The organism is Herbaspirillum sp. C9C3 (genome assembly GCF_013359625.1).
Taxonomy (GTDB): Bacteria; Pseudomonadota; Gammaproteobacteria; order Burkholderiales; family Burkholderiaceae_D; genus Herbaspirillum.
Window position 1 is genome coordinate 271,117 of sequence record NZ_JABFMQ010000001.1, and the last position, 14,814, is coordinate 285,930.

The window sequence follows — 14,814 nt, forward strand, 5'->3', positions numbered from 1 at the left end:
GATCAAGGTCGGGGCGGAATGGGGCCGTGGCAGCGTCATTCCAGATTCTGCACCTGCTCGCGCATCTGGTCGATGAGCAGCTTCAGTTCCATGGAGGCATCGGCCAGTTCCTTGACGGCGGCCTTGGAACCCACCGTGTTGGCCTCGCGGTTCAGTTCCTGCATCATGAAATCGAGGCGCTTGCCGACCTGGCCGCCCTTGTTGAGGATGTGGCGGGTTTCGCCCAGGTGGGCCGACAGACGCGCCAGCTCTTCGGCGATGTCGATGCGGATGCCGTAGAGGGTGACTTCCTGGCGGATGCGTTCCAGCGACTCTTCACGGGTGGCCACCGGGGCGGCGCCGTTCTGGGTCTGCAAGGCCAGACCCAGGGCTTCGGTCATGCGTTCGGTAGCCTTCTGCTGGAATTGCTCTACCAGCAGCGGCACCAGCGGGGTGATGCGGGCCACGATGGCTTCCATCGCATCCACCCGCGCCAGTATCACGGCTTGCAGGGCAGCACCTTCACGGGCGCGCGATTCGACGAAGGCGTCCAGCGTCTGCTGCATGGTGGACAGGATGTCGGCTTGCAGGGTGTCCTGGCTGATTTCGGCTTCTTCCATCACGCCGGGCCAGCGCAGCAGCTCATTGATCGACAGCGGCGCGGCATCGGGGAACTGGGCGCGCAGCTGGTCTTGCAGGCTGGCCAGCTGGCCTATCAAGGTGTGGTTCAGGGCCTGGCTGTTGCCACTGGCGACCTTGCGGCCGAAAGACAGACGGCATTCCACCTTGCCACGCACCAGCCGGCCCATGATGGCTTCGCGCAGCATGGGTTCGACTGCGCGCAGGTCATCGTTGATGCGGAATTGCAGGTCGAGGAAGCGCGAATTGACGCTCTTCATTTCCAGGGTGACCGTGCCGGCAGTGGTTTCACGGGTGGTGACGGCATAGCCGGTCATGCTGTAGATGGTCAAGGTCGGGACTCCATAAAGCGGGCGGACGGCGCAGCCAGGGCGCGCCGGCGGATCGTGTTGCGGGTGGGGTGGGCGAGGGGCAGGGACTATGTTCGATGACCGATGCCGCGACGGCAGGCATCGTGTTCCTTTACAATGCCGGACTTGAATGTTCCGGCGCTGCTTGCGGCCTGCCCGGGTGCCACCCGGTCGGAGCCCGCATTTTAATGAAGTTTGGCGGCGCCGCGCTATCAAAAACATCAATCGGCCGGTTTTTGGCGGCGATTGGCCCCCGACAAGCCGCATTGTGCGCCCGTGGGCCGGCCCGCCACCGGACCAGCCACGCTCAGACCAAGACAAGGAACACCATGACCACTTCCCACCGCCCCAGCGGCCGCAGCGTTTCGCAATTGCGCGACGTGCGCCTGACCCGCCAGTACACCAAGCACGCCGAAGGCTCGGTGCTGGTAGAGTTCGGTGATACGCGCGTGCTGTGCACCGCCTCCATCGAGGAAAAGGTCCCCGGCTTCCTCAAGGGCAAGGGACAAGGCTGGCTGACCGCCGAGTACGGCATGCTGCCGCGCTCCACCCATACCCGCATGGACCGCGAAGCCGCCAAGGGCAAGCAGTCCGGTCGCACCCAGGAAATCCAGCGCCTGATCGGCCGCGCCCTGCGCGCCGCCTTCGACCTGGAAGCTTTTGGCGAGCGCACCCTGCAACTGGACTGTGACGTGCTGCAAGCCGATGGCGGTACCCGCACCGCCGCCATCACCGGTGCCATGGTGGCAGCCTATGACGCTTTCAACGTGCTCAAGTCGCGCGGCCTGATCGAGACCATTCCGGTCAAGCAATTCGTGGCGGCGATCTCGGTGGGCGTCTACCAGGGCGTGCCGGTGCTGGATCTGGACTACCTGGAAGACTCGGATTGTGATACCGACATGAATGTGGTCATGACCGATGGCGGCCACTTCGTCGAAGTGCAGGGCACCGCCGAAGGTGTGGCGTTCGATCGCGCCACCTTGAACAGCCTGCTGGACCTGGCCCAGCAGGGCATCACCACGCTCAACGGCTTGCAGAAGCAGGCCCTGGGCCTGTAAGCCCCGGCCACGTCCCGGCGCAAATCGCCGTACAATGCGGTTGAGAAGCGATATGAACAAAAACGCCATGTGCCACACCGACATGGCGTTTTTCATTGGAGACGCGGTGGCGAAGATGCCCATCCCGCGCGCTCCGTAGAGATCAGGACCAGACATGCAGCCCAAGCAAAAGATCGTGATGGCGTCCAACAACGCCGGCAAACTGAAGGAATTCGCCAGTCTCCTGGGCGAGATCGGACTGGACGTCCGCCCCCAGGGCGAGTTCGACGTACCCGAGGCGGAGGAGCCCTTCGGCACCTTCGTCGAGAACGCGCTGGCCAAGGCCCGCCATGCCGCCCGCCTGACCGGCCTGCCGGCGCTGGCCGATGATTCCGGGGTCTGCGTCAATGCCCTGGGCGGTGCGCCGGGCGTATACTCCGCCCGCTATGCCGGCGAGCCCAAGTCGGACGCCAACAACAACGCCAGGCTCATCGCCGAGCTGGCAGCGCATGCCGACAAGTCCGCCTATTACTATTGTGTGCTGGTCTATGTGCGTCATGCCGACGATCCGCAGCCGGTCATCGCCGATGGCCTCTGGAAGGGCGAGATCATCGATCACCCGCGCGGGCAGGGCGGTTTTGGCTATGACCCGTACTTCCTGCTGCCTGCGTTGGGCAAGACCGCTGCCGAACTCACGGCGGCCGAGAAAAATGCCGTCTCCCATCGTGGGCAAGCCCTGCGTGCCCTGGTCGGGAAGCTGGCATGATCCCGATCAAGCCGGTACCGGCCGATATCCCGGCCAGCCGAGCGGCCAGCGGCCCGGCCCAGGCCGCGCTGGCCTTTTTGAAGCCGGGCAGCCTGCAGCTGACGGCCTTGCCGCCTTTGTCGCTTTACGTGCATTTCCCCTGGTGCGTGCGCAAGTGCCCTTATTGCGACTTCAATTCCCATGAAGTGAAGGGCAGTTTCCCGGAAGAGGCTTATCTGGATGCGCTGCGCAGTGATCTGGAGCAGTCACTGCCGCTGATCTGGGGACGCAAGATCCACACCATCTTCATCGGTGGTGGCACCCCCAGCCTGCTGTCGGCGGCCGGCCTGGACCGCCTGCTGTCCGATCTGCGCACCTTGCTGCCCTTCGATAACGACATCGAGATCACCATGGAAGCCAATCCGGGGACCTTCGAGGCTGACAAGTTCCGCTCCTATCGGGACAGCGGCGTCAACCGCCTCTCCATTGGCATCCAGAGCTTCAACAGCCGGCATCTGCATGCCCTGGGGCGCATCCATGATGGCGATCAGGCGCGCAAGGCGGTGGAGATCGCGCACGCCAACTTCGACAATTTCAACCTCGACCTGATGTACGCGCTGCCGCAGCAGACCCTGGAAGAGGCCCGCACCGACATCGCCACGGCCATCGGCTTTGCACCGCCGCATCTGTCGCTGTACCACCTGACGCTGGAGCCCAACACGCTCTTTGCGAAGTATCCGCCGCCGGTGCCGGATGACGACACCAGCGCCGACATGCAGGACATGATCGCCGAGCTGACCAATGCTGCCGGCTACGCCAACTATGAAGTCTCGGCTTACGCCCAGCCCAAGCGCCGCGCCCGGCACAATCTGAATTACTGGCAGTTCGGCGACTACCTCGGCATCGGTGCGGGGGCGCATTCCAAGCTATCCTTCCCGCATCGCATCGTGCGCCAGATGCGGTACAAGCATCCCCAGGCCTATCTGGACCATGTCCGGGCCGGTACCCACATTCAAGAGGAAGCCGAAATCGGTCGTGATGCCCTGGGCTTCGAATTCATGCTCAATGCCTTGCGCCTGACCGAAGGATTCTCACCGAATCTCTTTGCCGAGCGTACCGGCATGAGCTTGAACCAGATCGGGAAAGCGCTCGACCTGGCCGAGCAGAAAGGCATGTTGTATCGCGATCACGCTTTGATCCGGCCAAGCGATCTCGGACGTCGTTTTCTGAATGATTTGCAGGAAATTTTCTTGTCAGAGTAAAGCCATGTTGCAAGGTGGCTTTTATCAGGTATATTTAGAAAAAATTTAATTTTAATTAAGTATTCTGCTGGGAAACTTGTTAATATTCTTTTAACATTGCAGAGCGTCTCAGCAAATCGATGCGGCGCGCCACGATAAAAATATGGCTGTTCAGGATAAAAGCGTTCCATTTCCACTCGTGTTTTTGCAGCCCGTTGCGGACGTTCATCACGTCTGGACCGCGTTGTCGCTGCACATTTCACCTGCGGTGGAAGACGACAATGCCTTGCTGTCTCGCCTGTTCAATGAATTTGACCTGCATGACGCACTGGGCGGCCTGAGCTGCATCATCCCGGTGCGTGATCCGGCCGTCTTCGCGCCGGAATTCCAGCACGAGATTCCGCAAGGTCAGCTCGCATTGCGCGTGCCGGTCGAACATTGCGTCGATCCCGGCAAGATCGATGCCCTGGACTGGCTCTACAGCCGGGGTTTTGCCATCATCGCTGATGGCTTGCCGGCACAGGGGGCCAGTGTCTTCCCCTTCGTCGAATCGATGGCGCTGGACGCCGGTGTCGGCCACCTGCCTGAAACGGGTCAATGGCTGCAACGCCTGCGCGGTCCGCATCTGGCCGAGAACGTGGGCGATGCGATTCAGTTCGATGCCTGCCGGGTGGAAGGTTTCCGCTGGTTCTCGGGCGACTACGCCCTGCATCCCGACAGCCGCCTGTCGCAAAAGAATTCCATTTCCCGTGCGCGCCTGCTCAAGCTGCTTGAGCTGGTGGCGCGCGATGCCGACGCCAATGAACTGGAATCCCTGTTGAAGCAGGATCCGGCCTTGTCCTATCAGCTTTTCAAGCTGGTCAGCTCGGCCGCCTTCGGCTTCTCGGCGCATATCACCAATTTCACCCAGGCCATCAACCTGCTGGGCCGTCGCCAGCTGCAGCGCTGGCTGCAATTGCTGTTGTATGCGCGCTTCCCCGGCGACGAGTCGGCCAATCCGCTGCTGCCGCGCGCGGCAGCCCGTGCGGCGATGATGGAGGCGATGGCACAGAAGGTCACCTGCACCCAGGAAGAACTGGATCGGGCCTTCATCACCGGCATGTTCTCGCTGCTGGACATCCTGCTGGGCATGCCGCTCAACGACATCATCGAGCCGCTCAAGCTGCCGGTGGATATCGTCAATGCGCTGGTGCATCGCAGCGGTCGGCTGGGCAAGCTGCTGGACGTGGTCGAGCGCTCCGAAGATGGCCGCATTCCGCTGCGCCACGTGGATCTGGATGCGGCCGGCCTTGATGCCGAGGTGTATTGCCGTTGTCTGATCCAGGCCTTCAATTGGGCTACACGCGTCAGTACTGAGGCGTGATGACGATGATTTCCTCCGTGGGCACTGACGATCTGGCATGCTGTTCGGCACTGCTGGACGCCATGCAGAGCCTGCAGGGCATGGCCCTGCATGCCGCACTCGGAGGGATTGCGTCGGGTTTTCTCAAGCGTCCCGGTGGACGCTATGTCCTCAGCCCGCCAATGGAAGCGCCCAACGGGCTGTGCCAGGCGGTGGAGCATGAGGGCGCCCAGTTCGGTTACTTCGTCTTCCCGGCCCTGACCCGTCCTTACACCGAGCTGGAGCGCACCCGCCTGACCATGCTGGCGGCCTTCCTGGGCCGACTGATGCAGCGTCGCGCCGAGACCGACAAGCGCGCCCGCTCGCTGGACCAGATCGAGGCCAAGCTGGAGCAGCAGGCGCAGATCCTCAATCAGATGCACGAGTCCGTCATCACCATGGACCCGGCTGGTTTCATCACCAGCTGGAACCGGGGCGCCGAGCAGCTCTTCGGTTACAGTGCGCTGGAGGCCATCGGTCGCAATGTGCTGTTCCTCTATGAGAACGAAGAGCAAGAGGATTGCCTGCACGACCTGTTCCTGGAGCAGGGCGGCCGCGAAATGGAAGTGCGTCGCCGCAAGAAGTCCGGCGAGGTGTTCTGGGCCAGTCTGTCTCTGTCGGTCATGCGCGACCAGAATGGCCATCCGATCGGTCTGATCGGTTATCTCAACGACATCACCGAACGCAAGAATGCCGAAAAGCTGATTCATCACCTGGCCTATTACGACGCCCTGACCGGACTGCCCAACCGCACCTTGCTCACGCGCACGGTCGACCAGGCGCTCACGGAAGCGCGTCATGAAGACATGCACGGCTGCGTGATGTTCATCGACCTGAACCGTTTCAAGCCCATCAACGACACCTTGGGTCACGTCGCCGGCGACATGCTGCTGGTGGAAGTGGCCATTCGCCTGCGTCGTGCCTTGCGCGAGCAGGACGTGGTGGCGCGCCTGGGGGCTGATGAATTCGCGGTGGCGCTGTTCGACATCGACAAGGACTATCACCCCGGCTTCGTCGCCCAGAAACTGCTGGCCGTATTTGATGATCCCTTCTTCATCGACGGCCATGAGCTGCGCGTGGGCGCCAGCATTGGCGTGAGCATGTATCCGGAAGACGCCACCGATACCGAAACCCTGCTGCGACTGGCCGACATCGCCATGTATCGTGCCAAGCAGGGCGGCGATAACAATGAAGGCGGCTACGTCTACTACAGCGAAGAGATGAACCGCAACACGCTGGACCTGTTGCGCATCGAAACCGGCCTGCTGCATGCCTTCGAATACAACGAACTGCTGCTGTATTACCAGCCCAAGGTGGATATGAACACCCTGGCCATCACCGGTGGCGAAGCCCTGGTGCGCTGGCAGCATCCGGAGCGCGGACTGCTGCTGCCGGGCGAATTCATCCCGATTGCTGAAGAAACGGGTCTGATCGTCCAGCTCAGTGACTGGGTACTGGATGCCGTGTGCCGACAGGCGCGTTCATGGCGGGATGCCGGCCTGGCGCCGATCCGCATCGCCCTGAACGTGACGGCGCGTGAATTCACCCGCTCGCTGCCGGATCGCGTGCGTGCCGCCCTGAACCGCCATTCGCTCAGCGGCGACTGGCTGGAGCTGGAAATCACCGAAAGCATGCTGATGCACAGCACCGATCGCGTCATTTCCATCATGGAAAAGATCTGTAGTCTGGGTATCACGATTTCGCTGGATGATTTCGGCACCGGCTATTCCAGTCTGTCCTATCTGAAGCGTTTCCCCATCAATACGCTCAAGATTGACCGTTCCTTCACCATGGGCATTCCGGACGATACCAATGACTGCGCCATTGCCAGCGCCATCATCGGCATCGCCAAGCAATTGCGCCACAAGGTCATTGCTGAAGGCGTGGAGACTGAAAAACAGTTCAACTTCCTGCGCGAGGCCGGTTGCAATGAATTGCAGGGCTTCCTGTTCTCGCGCCCGATTCCTGCTGCGGACTTCCATGCCATGCTGCTGGAGGGGCGCAAGCTCAACGTCGCACCGGATACGATCCCGCCTGCCACCGGTCTTCCTGACCAATGATGCCAATGATGCCAGTGAGCGGGCAGCGCCTTCTCGCTGGTCGGCTTCCTGCTGTCTTCCTCAACTGACGATTTGTCCTCTGCCTGGGCCTGGTCCGGGAGCGCGGGAGCGTGTTGCCGGAAACTTGATACCTTCGGGCATTCTCTAGAACTTTTTCGGTCTGAGGGGAGAATGTTGTCCAGATTTCATCGCGGATTTCGCCGGTTTTCCGTGTGCTGCCGTGTCAGTGCTTATTCTTCACCTTTCAACCAACGAAGGAGAATGACCATGAAACAACGTATAACATTGCTGGCCCTGTTGGCCGGCGCATCTGCGGCTTCGGTCGCCATGGCTGCCGGTGAGTCTGTCAAGGTGGCGCTGAACCTGGTCAATGGCCAGGGGGCGGTCTCCCCGGCGGGGGAGGTGACCATCAGCCAGACGCCTTATGGATTGGTATTCCAGCCGGCGTTGTCGGGCTTGCCTGCCGGTGTGCACGGCTTCCATCTGCATCAGAACGCTTCCTGCGCGCCGCAGGAAAAGGATGGAAAGATGGAGGCGGCACTGGCTGCGGGTGGTCACTGGGATCCGCAGCAGACCGGTCAGCATGAAGGTCCGTACGGCCAGGGGCATCTGGGCGATTTGCCGGCGCTTTACGTTACGGCTGACGGCAAGGCCAACTATCCGGTGCTGGCACCGCGCCTGAAGACCCTGGATCAGGTCCGTGGGCATGCGCTGATGGTGCATGTGGGCGGGGATAATCACGCGGATCATCCGGCGGCGTTGGGTGGTGGGGGTGCGCGACTGGCGTGTGGTGTGATCCAGTAGGGATGTGGCCTTCCGGGCCTGAGTATGGGGCCGGGAGCAGGTGGAGCGTTGCCATCAATCTTCAAGATAACTAGCTGTAGTTTCCGATGACTGGCTATGCGGCAATTGCTTTGGGCGGCTTGATCAAGCTTTCTGCAGGAATGCCGAGTCCTTGGTTTGGCTTCCAGATCAAGCGATGGCGAAAATAATAGGCGCCGTGGCGAGATTGATGGATTCCGCTGGGGATTCGCATGGGCCTTTTACTGAAAAAGGGAGGGGGCCTGCGGACGACTCCACATCCGAAAACCAAATAAAAAAGCCCCTGTAAAAACAGGGGCTTAGTAATGCTTGGCGGAGACGGAGGGATTCGAACCCTCGATACAGGTTTAAGCCCGTATGCTTCCTTAGCAGGGAAGTGCCTTCGACCACTCGGCCACGTCTCCACACCGAAGGCGGTTATCGCATTGCTGCGTTGCCTCAGCGAAGACCGAGATAATATCTTCTCATTTGCATCCGGTCAACAGTGGTCTTGCAAATAATCACCGTTTTTTCACCGCTACGGTCTTCGCCTTGAACGGCGCTTGATTTACTTGGCGCTGTCCAGGTCGAAAGCCTTGTGCAGAGCGCGCACGGCCAGCTCCATGTACTTCTCGTCGATCAGTACCGAGATCTTGATTTCCGAGGTGGAGATCATCTGGATGTTCACGCCTTCTTCGGACAGGGTGCGGAACATCTGCGAAGCGATACCCACATGGCTGCGCATGCCCACGCCCACCACCGAGACCTTGGAGACCTTGGTGTCGCCATTGATGGCAGCCGCACCGATGTGCGCCTTGACGCTGCTGTTCAACACTTCCACGGCCTTGGCGTATTCGGCGCGCGGGACCGTGAAGGTGAAGTCGGTCTTGCCTTCCACCGACTGGTTCTGGATGATCATGTCCACTTCGATGTTGGCATCGGCCACCGGGCCCAGGATCTGGTAGGCGATGCCCGGACGGTCGGGCACGCCCAGCACGGTGATCTTGGCTTCGTCGCGGCTGAAGGCGATGCCGGTGATGGTTGCTTGTTCCATGTTCTTGTCTTCCTCAAACGAAATCAGGGTGCCGGAGGCGGCTTCTTCGGCCAGCGGCGTGAGCGGGTCGGTCAGCGACGACAGCACCCGGGTCGGCATCTTGTAGTTGCCGGCAAATTCCACGGAGCGGATCTGCAGGACCTTGGAACCCAGGGAGGCCATTTCCAGCATCTCCTCGAAGGTCACGGTCTTCAGGCGGCGGGCGTCGCTCACCACGCGCGGGTCGGTGGTGTAGACACCATCCACGTCGGTGTAGATCAGGCATTCGGCAGCCTTCATGGCTGCGGCCACGGCTACGGCCGAGGTGTCCGAGCCGCCACGGCCCAGGGTGGTGATGTTGCCGTCGGCGTCCACCCCCTGGAAGCCAGTGATGATGACGACCTTGCCGGCGTTCAGATCCTTGCGCACCTTGGCGTCATCAATGGAGCGGATACGCGCCTTGGTGAAGGCCGAGTCCGTCTTGATGGGCACTTGCCAGCCGGCATAGGAGACAGCCTGCTTGCCCAGCGCCTGCAGGGCAATGGCCAAGAGCGCCACCGAGACCTGTTCGCCGGTCGAGGCCAGCATGTCCAGCTCGCGGCCGTCGGGCTGGGCCATGATTTCCTTGGCCATGCCCAGGAGGCGGTTGGTTTCACCAGACATCGCCGAAGGCACGACAACGATCTGATGGCCGGCGTCGTGCCATTTGGCAACGCGCTTTGCGACATTCTGGATGCGCTCGATCGAGCCCATCGAGGTGCCGCCGTATTTGTGAACGTATAAAGCCATAGGGGATAAAAAAAGGTGGCCCGACTTTGACAAGAAAACCCTGAGCTAGGCCGGAAGGAACAAACCCTTGACTTTACATGCGGTGCGCCAAAATCTCAAGGAAAAGCGCGATTGCACACGGTTTTGCAGGGATTTTTGCATGACGCGTTGCAGCAAGAAAAGTGCATCGACACACTGCGGCGCGCATGATTGCGCTTGCGCACACGGCAACAATGCACGTCAGGTGCGTCAAGGGCGTGTCAGGTGAAGAAAAGCGGGTGGGGCAGGATGAAGGAGGAGGTCTGGTGCACCAGCTGTCATGCGCCCGTTCAAGGCTGGCGGCATGGCAGATGGTGCTGCGGTACGGAGACTGCGGTACTGCTGGTGATGCTTTGCTGGGCTGTCACGTCATCCTGGCACGGCGGTTCGGACGCAGGCGGCTGGCACTCGTTCGCGTTCATTCAGGTACAACGCGGGGGATGCGCCGGTGCGGAACACTGCCCTGACGGAATCGGTTCATCCGGATAGCGGATGCGGATCGCTTCGATCAGGCGCCGTTGTACAGATTTTGGGCTGCGCTGCTGGCCTGTTGCACCTGGCTTGCGACATCCTGGCGGCTCAGTTGCGAGGGAGCCTGGCGGATGACAGGGTATTCATTGCGCAGGGCAATCTCGTGACTGGCTTGGGCACGTTGCAGCTCGGCCTTGACGTCGGCGCGGGTCCGGGTCGAGTGGAACGGGGTTTCCGGCGGATACGGGGCTTCAGCCATGGCGGCGCCGGCGGCGGCGAGCAGGGAGGCGGCAACGACGATGTTCTTGATGTTCATGATAATGTCCTCTGTCTGGATAAGTGGTGGTTGTTCTTCTCCAAAGGCCGACGAGTCGTGGGAACGAGCCATGCTCTCCTTGTGGGAAAGCCCACTCGTGGGCGATCAGGTGAAGTCGGCTGGCGCTGGGCTTGTTGCTTTGCTGCGTTGCGCCAACCGATGACTGAAGTGTAAATATTGCGAAGACGAAGAAAAATAGGTTTAATCGGAATTGACTATTTCTCTTTGTGGAACAATCGGGGACTTGAAAAATGGATCGGTTGCAATCAATGCGGGTGTTTGCGAAGGTGGTCGAGCAGGGTAGTTTCGTGCGGGCGGCCGAGTTGCTGGACATCTCCAATGCCGTGGCGACCCGTTTCATTGCAGATCTTGAGGCGCACCTGGGTACGCGCCTGCTCAACCGCTCCACGCGCCGGCTGTCCCTGACCGAGGCCGGACAAGCGTATCTGGAGCGGGTCCGCATGATCCTGTCCGAGGTCGATGATGCCGAGGCCCTGGTATCGATGGAAACCAAGCGCCCGGCCGGCACCTTGGCGATCTACTCCAATGCCGGTTTCGGGCAATCGCAATTGGGCGAGATGCTGGCTGCCTACAGCGGCAGCTATCCCGAGGTGGGGCTGGACATCTATCTGTCAGACCGCTCCATCGACCTGGTGGAGGAGGGCATCGACATCGGATTCTTCAGCAGCTTGCAAAAGTTCGACGCCAGCATGATCGTGCGACAACTGGGTGTGGCCAAGGTGATCCTTTGTGCTTCACCTGCTTACCTGGCCCGCGCCGGTGCGCCCGAACAGCCCGAAGATCTGTCGCGTCACAGCTGCCTGAACTTCTCGCATGAATATTTGCGCCATCACTGGCATGTCAATACCGAGGCCGGGGTGATGGATGTGCCCATCGTCAGCAAGGTGGTCTCCAACAGCGGCGTGTTGCTGCGCGACCTGGCGCTGGCGGGCATGGGCATCGTGATGCGCCCCTCCTACTCGCTGGGTGATGATCTGCGTTGCGGCAAGCTGGTGCAGGTGCTGCCGGACTTCGACATGGGGCAGGTGGTCATTTCGATGGTCTATCCGAGCCGCCGGCTGCTCTCGGCCAAGGTGCGCAGTTTTGCCGATTTCATCAGCGCCCGTTTCCCGCATCCCGAAACCGATCCCTGGCTGACCTGACGCCCCGATGCCGAGCGCTCCAGGCAACACAAGTGCTTAGCCGATCACATCGGCCAGCTTGCCCAGCAGGCTGCAGTCTTGCTGCCAGCTGCGTCGTTCGGCGGAGCTGGCGGCTTCGCGCTGCAGATCGGCGTCGCTCTTGTCGACCTGGGCCAGCAGGATACGCTCGGCCAGCCGGGTATCTGGCTCCATGGGGCCGAAGAAGGCCACCGTGGCGCCACGTTCGATGAGCAGGGTGGGGAAGTTGTCGATGTCGAGATCACCGACCAGGTCGGCCTGGTCCTCGATATCGATCCAGACGAAATGATGTTGCGGATAGCGCGCCGCCCAGGCCTGGAAAGCAGCTTCATATTCACGGCAGCTGCCACACCAGTTCGCACACAGGCAAGCCACGACCCAGGTGTCGTTGCGAAGCGCCTCGGCGAGGTGGCGGCGGTTGGTTTGGTCTAATTTCTGGTAGGACATGGCGCGCCTATTTTACCCCCTTCGCGGCGCAGGGTTTTGCGCTGCCGCACAAAGGCTCACGATGGATGCGAACGAACCGAACAATTGCGCGCCGCACGGTAAAATAGCGGGATGTCCACGATTCTTGCCATTGAAACCTCCACCGAGCTGGCCTCGGCGGCCTTGCTCTACCGGGGCGAACTGATTGCGCGTCAATCCTCCGGCGCCCAGACCCATTCCGATGCCATTCTCCCCATGATCCAGCAATTGCTGGCCGATGCCGGCCTGGCGCTGTCGCAATGCGATGCGCTGGCCTTTGGCGTCGGGCCGGGCTCCTTCACCGGCGTGCGCACCGCGTGCGGTGTGGTGCAGGGCTTGTCCTTTGGTTGCGACCGTCCGGTGGTGCCGGTGCTCACCCTGGAAGCGGCGGCCCAGGCCTGCCGCGATGAAACACCGGAGGCCGCCGATGTGCTGGCCATCCTCGATGCCCGCATGGGGGAGGTCTATTGGGCCCGCTACCGGGCCCGCGCCGATGGCGGCTGGGATGTCCTGGCCGCGCCGGCCTTGTCATCGGCCGCCCAGGTGCCGGTGGAGGGTCGGCCCCATGCCTGCGGCAACGGCTTGTCGGTGCATGCCACGCATTTCAGTACCGGTTTCTGCGAGGCCGCCTTTGCCAGCGTGCATCCGCTGGCCATGCCGCATGCGCGCCAGGTGGCGACCCTGGGCCAGGTCCATTTCAGCGCGGGCGTCGCCTTGCCGGCGCAGCAGGCGCAGCCGCTCTACCTGCGCAACAAGGTCGCCCTGACCACGGCCGAACGCGAGGTGCGCGATGCCGCCAAGGGGGCGGCATGATGCCGGAGGACCCGGCGTTGCCCCGGTCCGTATCGCATCCGCGCTATGGACGCCTGCAATTTGCGGCCATGGGCGCCAGCGACCTGGATGCGGTGGTGCGTATCGAAGAGGCCGTCTATTCGCACCCCTGGACGCGTGGCAACTTTCAGGATTCGCTCTACAGTGGCTACCAGGCGCAGACCTTGCGAGACGTACACGGCGAATTGCTGGGTTATTTTCTGGTCATGCTGGCCGTCGATGAGGCCCACCTGCTCAACATCAGCGTGGCGGCCCTGCATCAGCATCAGGGCCTGGGCCGCCTGCTGCTGGACCAGGCCAGCGCCACGGCACGCCAGCGCCACATGCGCACCATGCTGCTGGAAGTGCGCGAGTCCAACCAGCATGCCGCCAAGGTCTATCGCCAGTACGGCTTTACTGAAATCGGCCGACGCAAGAACTACTATCCCGCTGCCAACCAGACCCGAGAAGGGGCTATCGTCATGAGCCTGCCCTTATGAGTGAAGAATTGAAACAAGAGCCCGGTTTCGGCTCCTCCCTGGCCCTGCTGGATGCGCTGGGTATCGGCCCGGTCTGGGTGCGGCGTGAACTGGCGGTGGAAGAAGTGCAGGGCACAGCCGCCACGCAAGAAGCCCTTGCCCCGACCCCTGCCGCTCCGGTCGAATCGCCCAACGTCAGCGCACCGCAGCCGGTCGCAGCAGAAGCCAAGGCAGCCGTCGTGACGCATGCGCGACCATCTCCACCTTTGCCCGTCGCGCCTGCTCCCGCGGCTGCGCCGGTGGAGCAAGAGGGCGGCCCACCCTCCTGGCTGGACGATATGGACTTCGGTACCGCACTGGAGCCCGTGCTCATTCCGGACGGCGACGAGGAGCAAGACGCGCCGTCCGTCGATCCCCTGATCGCCCGCCTCAAGACCATGGACTGGCCGCAGTTGAAGCAGCAGGTCGCCGGGTGCCGCCGTTGCGGCCTGTGTCAGGGCCGCAAGAATACGGTCTTTGGCGTAGGCGATGAAAAGGCCCGGTGGCTCTTCATCGGCGAAGGTCCGGGCCGCAATGAGGACCAGCAGGGCGAACCCTTCGTCGGCCCCGCCGGCAAGCTGCTGGACAACATGCTGTTGTCCATGGGCGTCAAGCGCGGCGAGAATGCCTACATCGCCAATATCGTCAAATGCCGTCCCACCGACGACAACGGGCGCGACCGTCCGCCTTCCGCCCAGGAAGTGGCCGCTTGCCTGCCTTATCTGCAGCGCCAGATCGAGCTGATCCAGCCCACGGTGCTGGTGGCGCTGGGCAAGACGGCGGCCATTTCGCTGCTGGGCATGGATCCGGCGACGCCGGTCTCGCGCCTGCGTGGCACGGTGCATCGCTACCAGGACCGTCCGCTGGTGGTGACCTACCACCCGGCCTATCTGTTGCGCACGCTCACCGACAAAAGCAAGGCCTGGGCCGACCTGTGCCTGGCCATGAGTACCTACCAGGCGCAGTCGCGCTGAAGCGAT

Annotated in this window: 14 protein-coding genes and 1 tRNA gene; 10 read left to right on the top strand and 5 right to left on the bottom strand. The window is 61.9% G+C overall.

Annotated elements, in window-relative coordinates:
• Positions 1-35 precede the first annotated feature (35 nt).
• Positions 36-950 carry a YicC/YloC family endoribonuclease gene (locus HNO82_RS01310; RefSeq protein ID WP_175342481.1) on the bottom strand — a complete coding sequence of 305 codons (915 nt, stop codon included), beginning with the start codon at positions 948-950 and terminating at the stop codon, positions 36-38.
• A gap of 347 nt (positions 951-1,297) precedes the next feature.
• Here HNO82_RS01310 and rph point away from each other — a divergent pair, with 347 nt between their 5' ends.
• From rph to sodC, 6 genes are all read left to right on the top strand, one after another.
• Positions 1,298-2,026: a ribonuclease PH gene (gene rph / locus HNO82_RS01315; protein WP_175342482.1), complete on the top strand. Its 729-nt coding sequence runs from the start codon at positions 1,298-1,300 to the stop codon at positions 2,024-2,026.
• A 154-nt stretch (positions 2,027-2,180) separates the two neighbouring features.
• Complete coding sequence (gene rdgB / locus HNO82_RS01320) at positions 2,181-2,771, top strand: RdgB/HAM1 family non-canonical purine NTP pyrophosphatase (protein WP_175342483.1); 591 nt, start codon at positions 2,181-2,183, stop codon at positions 2,769-2,771.
• Positions 2,768-4,012, top strand: coding sequence for a radical SAM family heme chaperone HemW (gene hemW / locus HNO82_RS01325; RefSeq protein ID WP_175342484.1), 1,245 nt, complete (start codon positions 2,768-2,770; stop codon positions 4,010-4,012). The genes rdgB and hemW overlap by 4 nt, the downstream gene beginning before the upstream one ends.
• 142 nt (positions 4,013-4,154) lie before the next feature.
• Complete coding sequence (locus HNO82_RS01330; protein WP_034350257.1) at positions 4,155-5,354, top strand: EAL and HDOD domain-containing protein; 1,200 nt, start codon at positions 4,155-4,157, stop codon at positions 5,352-5,354.
• A gap of 5 nt (positions 5,355-5,359) precedes the next feature.
• Positions 5,360-7,432 carry a putative bifunctional diguanylate cyclase/phosphodiesterase gene (locus tag HNO82_RS01335; protein ID WP_034350580.1) on the top strand — a complete coding sequence of 691 codons (2,073 nt, stop codon included), beginning with the start codon at positions 5,360-5,362 and terminating at the stop codon, positions 7,430-7,432.
• A gap of 267 nt (positions 7,433-7,699) precedes the next feature.
• Positions 7,700-8,236, top strand: coding sequence for a superoxide dismutase family protein (sodC, locus tag HNO82_RS01340; RefSeq protein ID WP_175342485.1), 537 nt, complete (start codon positions 7,700-7,702; stop codon positions 8,234-8,236).
• A 328-nt stretch (positions 8,237-8,564) separates the two neighbouring features.
• Here the strand turns inward: sodC and HNO82_RS01345 are convergent.
• The 3 genes from HNO82_RS01345 to HNO82_RS01355 form a co-directional block, all read right to left on the bottom strand.
• A tRNA-Ser gene (locus HNO82_RS01345) sits at positions 8,565-8,658 on the bottom strand.
• Positions 8,659-8,801: 143 nt separating this feature from the next.
• The gene (locus HNO82_RS01350; protein ID WP_034350259.1) at positions 8,802-10,055 is read right to left on the bottom strand and encodes an aspartate kinase; all 1,254 of its coding nucleotides are present in this window, start codon (positions 10,053-10,055) and stop codon (positions 8,802-8,804) included.
• Positions 10,056-10,581: 526 nt separating this feature from the next.
• Positions 10,582-10,860 carry a DUF4148 domain-containing protein gene (locus HNO82_RS01355; protein ID WP_175342486.1) on the bottom strand — a complete coding sequence of 93 codons (279 nt, stop codon included), beginning with the start codon at positions 10,858-10,860 and terminating at the stop codon, positions 10,582-10,584.
• Positions 10,861-11,111: 251 nt separating this feature from the next.
• Between HNO82_RS01355 and HNO82_RS01360 the strand changes: the two genes are divergently transcribed.
• A complete protein-coding gene (locus HNO82_RS01360; protein ID WP_175342487.1) occupies positions 11,112-12,023 on the top strand; it encodes a LysR family transcriptional regulator in 912 nt (303 codons plus the stop codon).
• A gap of 36 nt (positions 12,024-12,059) precedes the next feature.
• On the opposite strand, the gene HNO82_RS01365 is transcribed toward HNO82_RS01360, so the two are convergent.
• On the bottom strand, positions 12,060-12,488 hold the full coding sequence (locus HNO82_RS01365) for a thioredoxin family protein (protein ID WP_008328321.1): 429 nt from the start codon (positions 12,486-12,488) through the stop codon (positions 12,060-12,062).
• Positions 12,489-12,599: 111 nt separating this feature from the next.
• Here HNO82_RS01365 and tsaB point away from each other — a divergent pair, with 111 nt between their 5' ends.
• The 3 genes from tsaB to HNO82_RS01380 are packed head-to-tail and all read left to right on the top strand — an operon-like array spanning position 12,600 to position 14,808.
• Positions 12,600-13,319, top strand: a complete 720-nt coding sequence (gene tsaB, locus HNO82_RS01370) for a tRNA (adenosine(37)-N6)-threonylcarbamoyltransferase complex dimerization subunit type 1 TsaB (RefSeq protein WP_008328322.1) — start codon at positions 12,600-12,602, stop codon at positions 13,317-13,319.
• The gene (rimI, locus tag HNO82_RS01375; protein WP_299539719.1) at positions 13,316-13,816 is read left to right on the top strand and encodes a ribosomal protein S18-alanine N-acetyltransferase; all 501 of its coding nucleotides are present in this window, start codon (positions 13,316-13,318) and stop codon (positions 13,814-13,816) included. The genes tsaB and rimI overlap by 4 nt, the downstream gene beginning before the upstream one ends.
• On the top strand, positions 13,813-14,808 hold the full coding sequence (locus HNO82_RS01380; protein WP_175342488.1) for a uracil-DNA glycosylase: 996 nt from the start codon (positions 13,813-13,815) through the stop codon (positions 14,806-14,808). The genes rimI and HNO82_RS01380 overlap by 4 nt, the downstream gene beginning before the upstream one ends.
• The last annotated feature ends 6 nt before the right edge of the window (positions 14,809-14,814 follow it).

Excerpts from the sequence above, each read along its gene's own strand:
- HNO82_RS01365 (WP_008328321.1), bottom strand. The coding sequence starts at position 12,488 with ATGTCCTACCAGAAATTAGACCAAACCAACCGCCGCCACCTCGCCGAG.
- HNO82_RS01330 (WP_034350257.1), top strand. The coding sequence starts at position 4,155 with ATGGCTGTTCAGGATAAAAGCGTTCCATTTCCACTCGTGTTTTTGCAG.
- hemW (WP_175342484.1), top strand. The coding sequence starts at position 2,768 with ATGATCCCGATCAAGCCGGTACCGGCCGATATCCCGGCCAGCCGAGCG.
- HNO82_RS01380 (WP_175342488.1), top strand. The coding sequence starts at position 13,813 with ATGAGTGAAGAATTGAAACAAGAGCCCGGTTTCGGCTCCTCCCTGGCC.
- HNO82_RS01350 (WP_034350259.1), bottom strand. The coding sequence starts at position 10,055 with ATGGCTTTATACGTTCACAAATACGGCGGCACCTCGATGGGCTCGATC.
- rimI (WP_299539719.1), top strand. The coding sequence starts at position 13,316 with ATGATGCCGGAGGACCCGGCGTTGCCCCGGTCCGTATCGCATCCGCGC.
- HNO82_RS01335 (WP_034350580.1), top strand. The coding sequence starts at position 5,360 with ATGATTTCCTCCGTGGGCACTGACGATCTGGCATGCTGTTCGGCACTG.
- sodC (WP_175342485.1), top strand. The coding sequence starts at position 7,700 with ATGAAACAACGTATAACATTGCTGGCCCTGTTGGCCGGCGCATCTGCG.
- HNO82_RS01355 (WP_175342486.1), bottom strand. The coding sequence starts at position 10,860 with ATGAACATCAAGAACATCGTCGTTGCCGCCTCCCTGCTCGCCGCCGCC.
- HNO82_RS01360 (WP_175342487.1), top strand. The coding sequence starts at position 11,112 with ATGGATCGGTTGCAATCAATGCGGGTGTTTGCGAAGGTGGTCGAGCAG.
- tsaB (WP_008328322.1), top strand. The coding sequence starts at position 12,600 with ATGTCCACGATTCTTGCCATTGAAACCTCCACCGAGCTGGCCTCGGCG.
- rdgB (WP_175342483.1), top strand. The coding sequence starts at position 2,181 with ATGCAGCCCAAGCAAAAGATCGTGATGGCGTCCAACAACGCCGGCAAA.
- rph (WP_175342482.1), top strand. The coding sequence starts at position 1,298 with ATGACCACTTCCCACCGCCCCAGCGGCCGCAGCGTTTCGCAATTGCGC.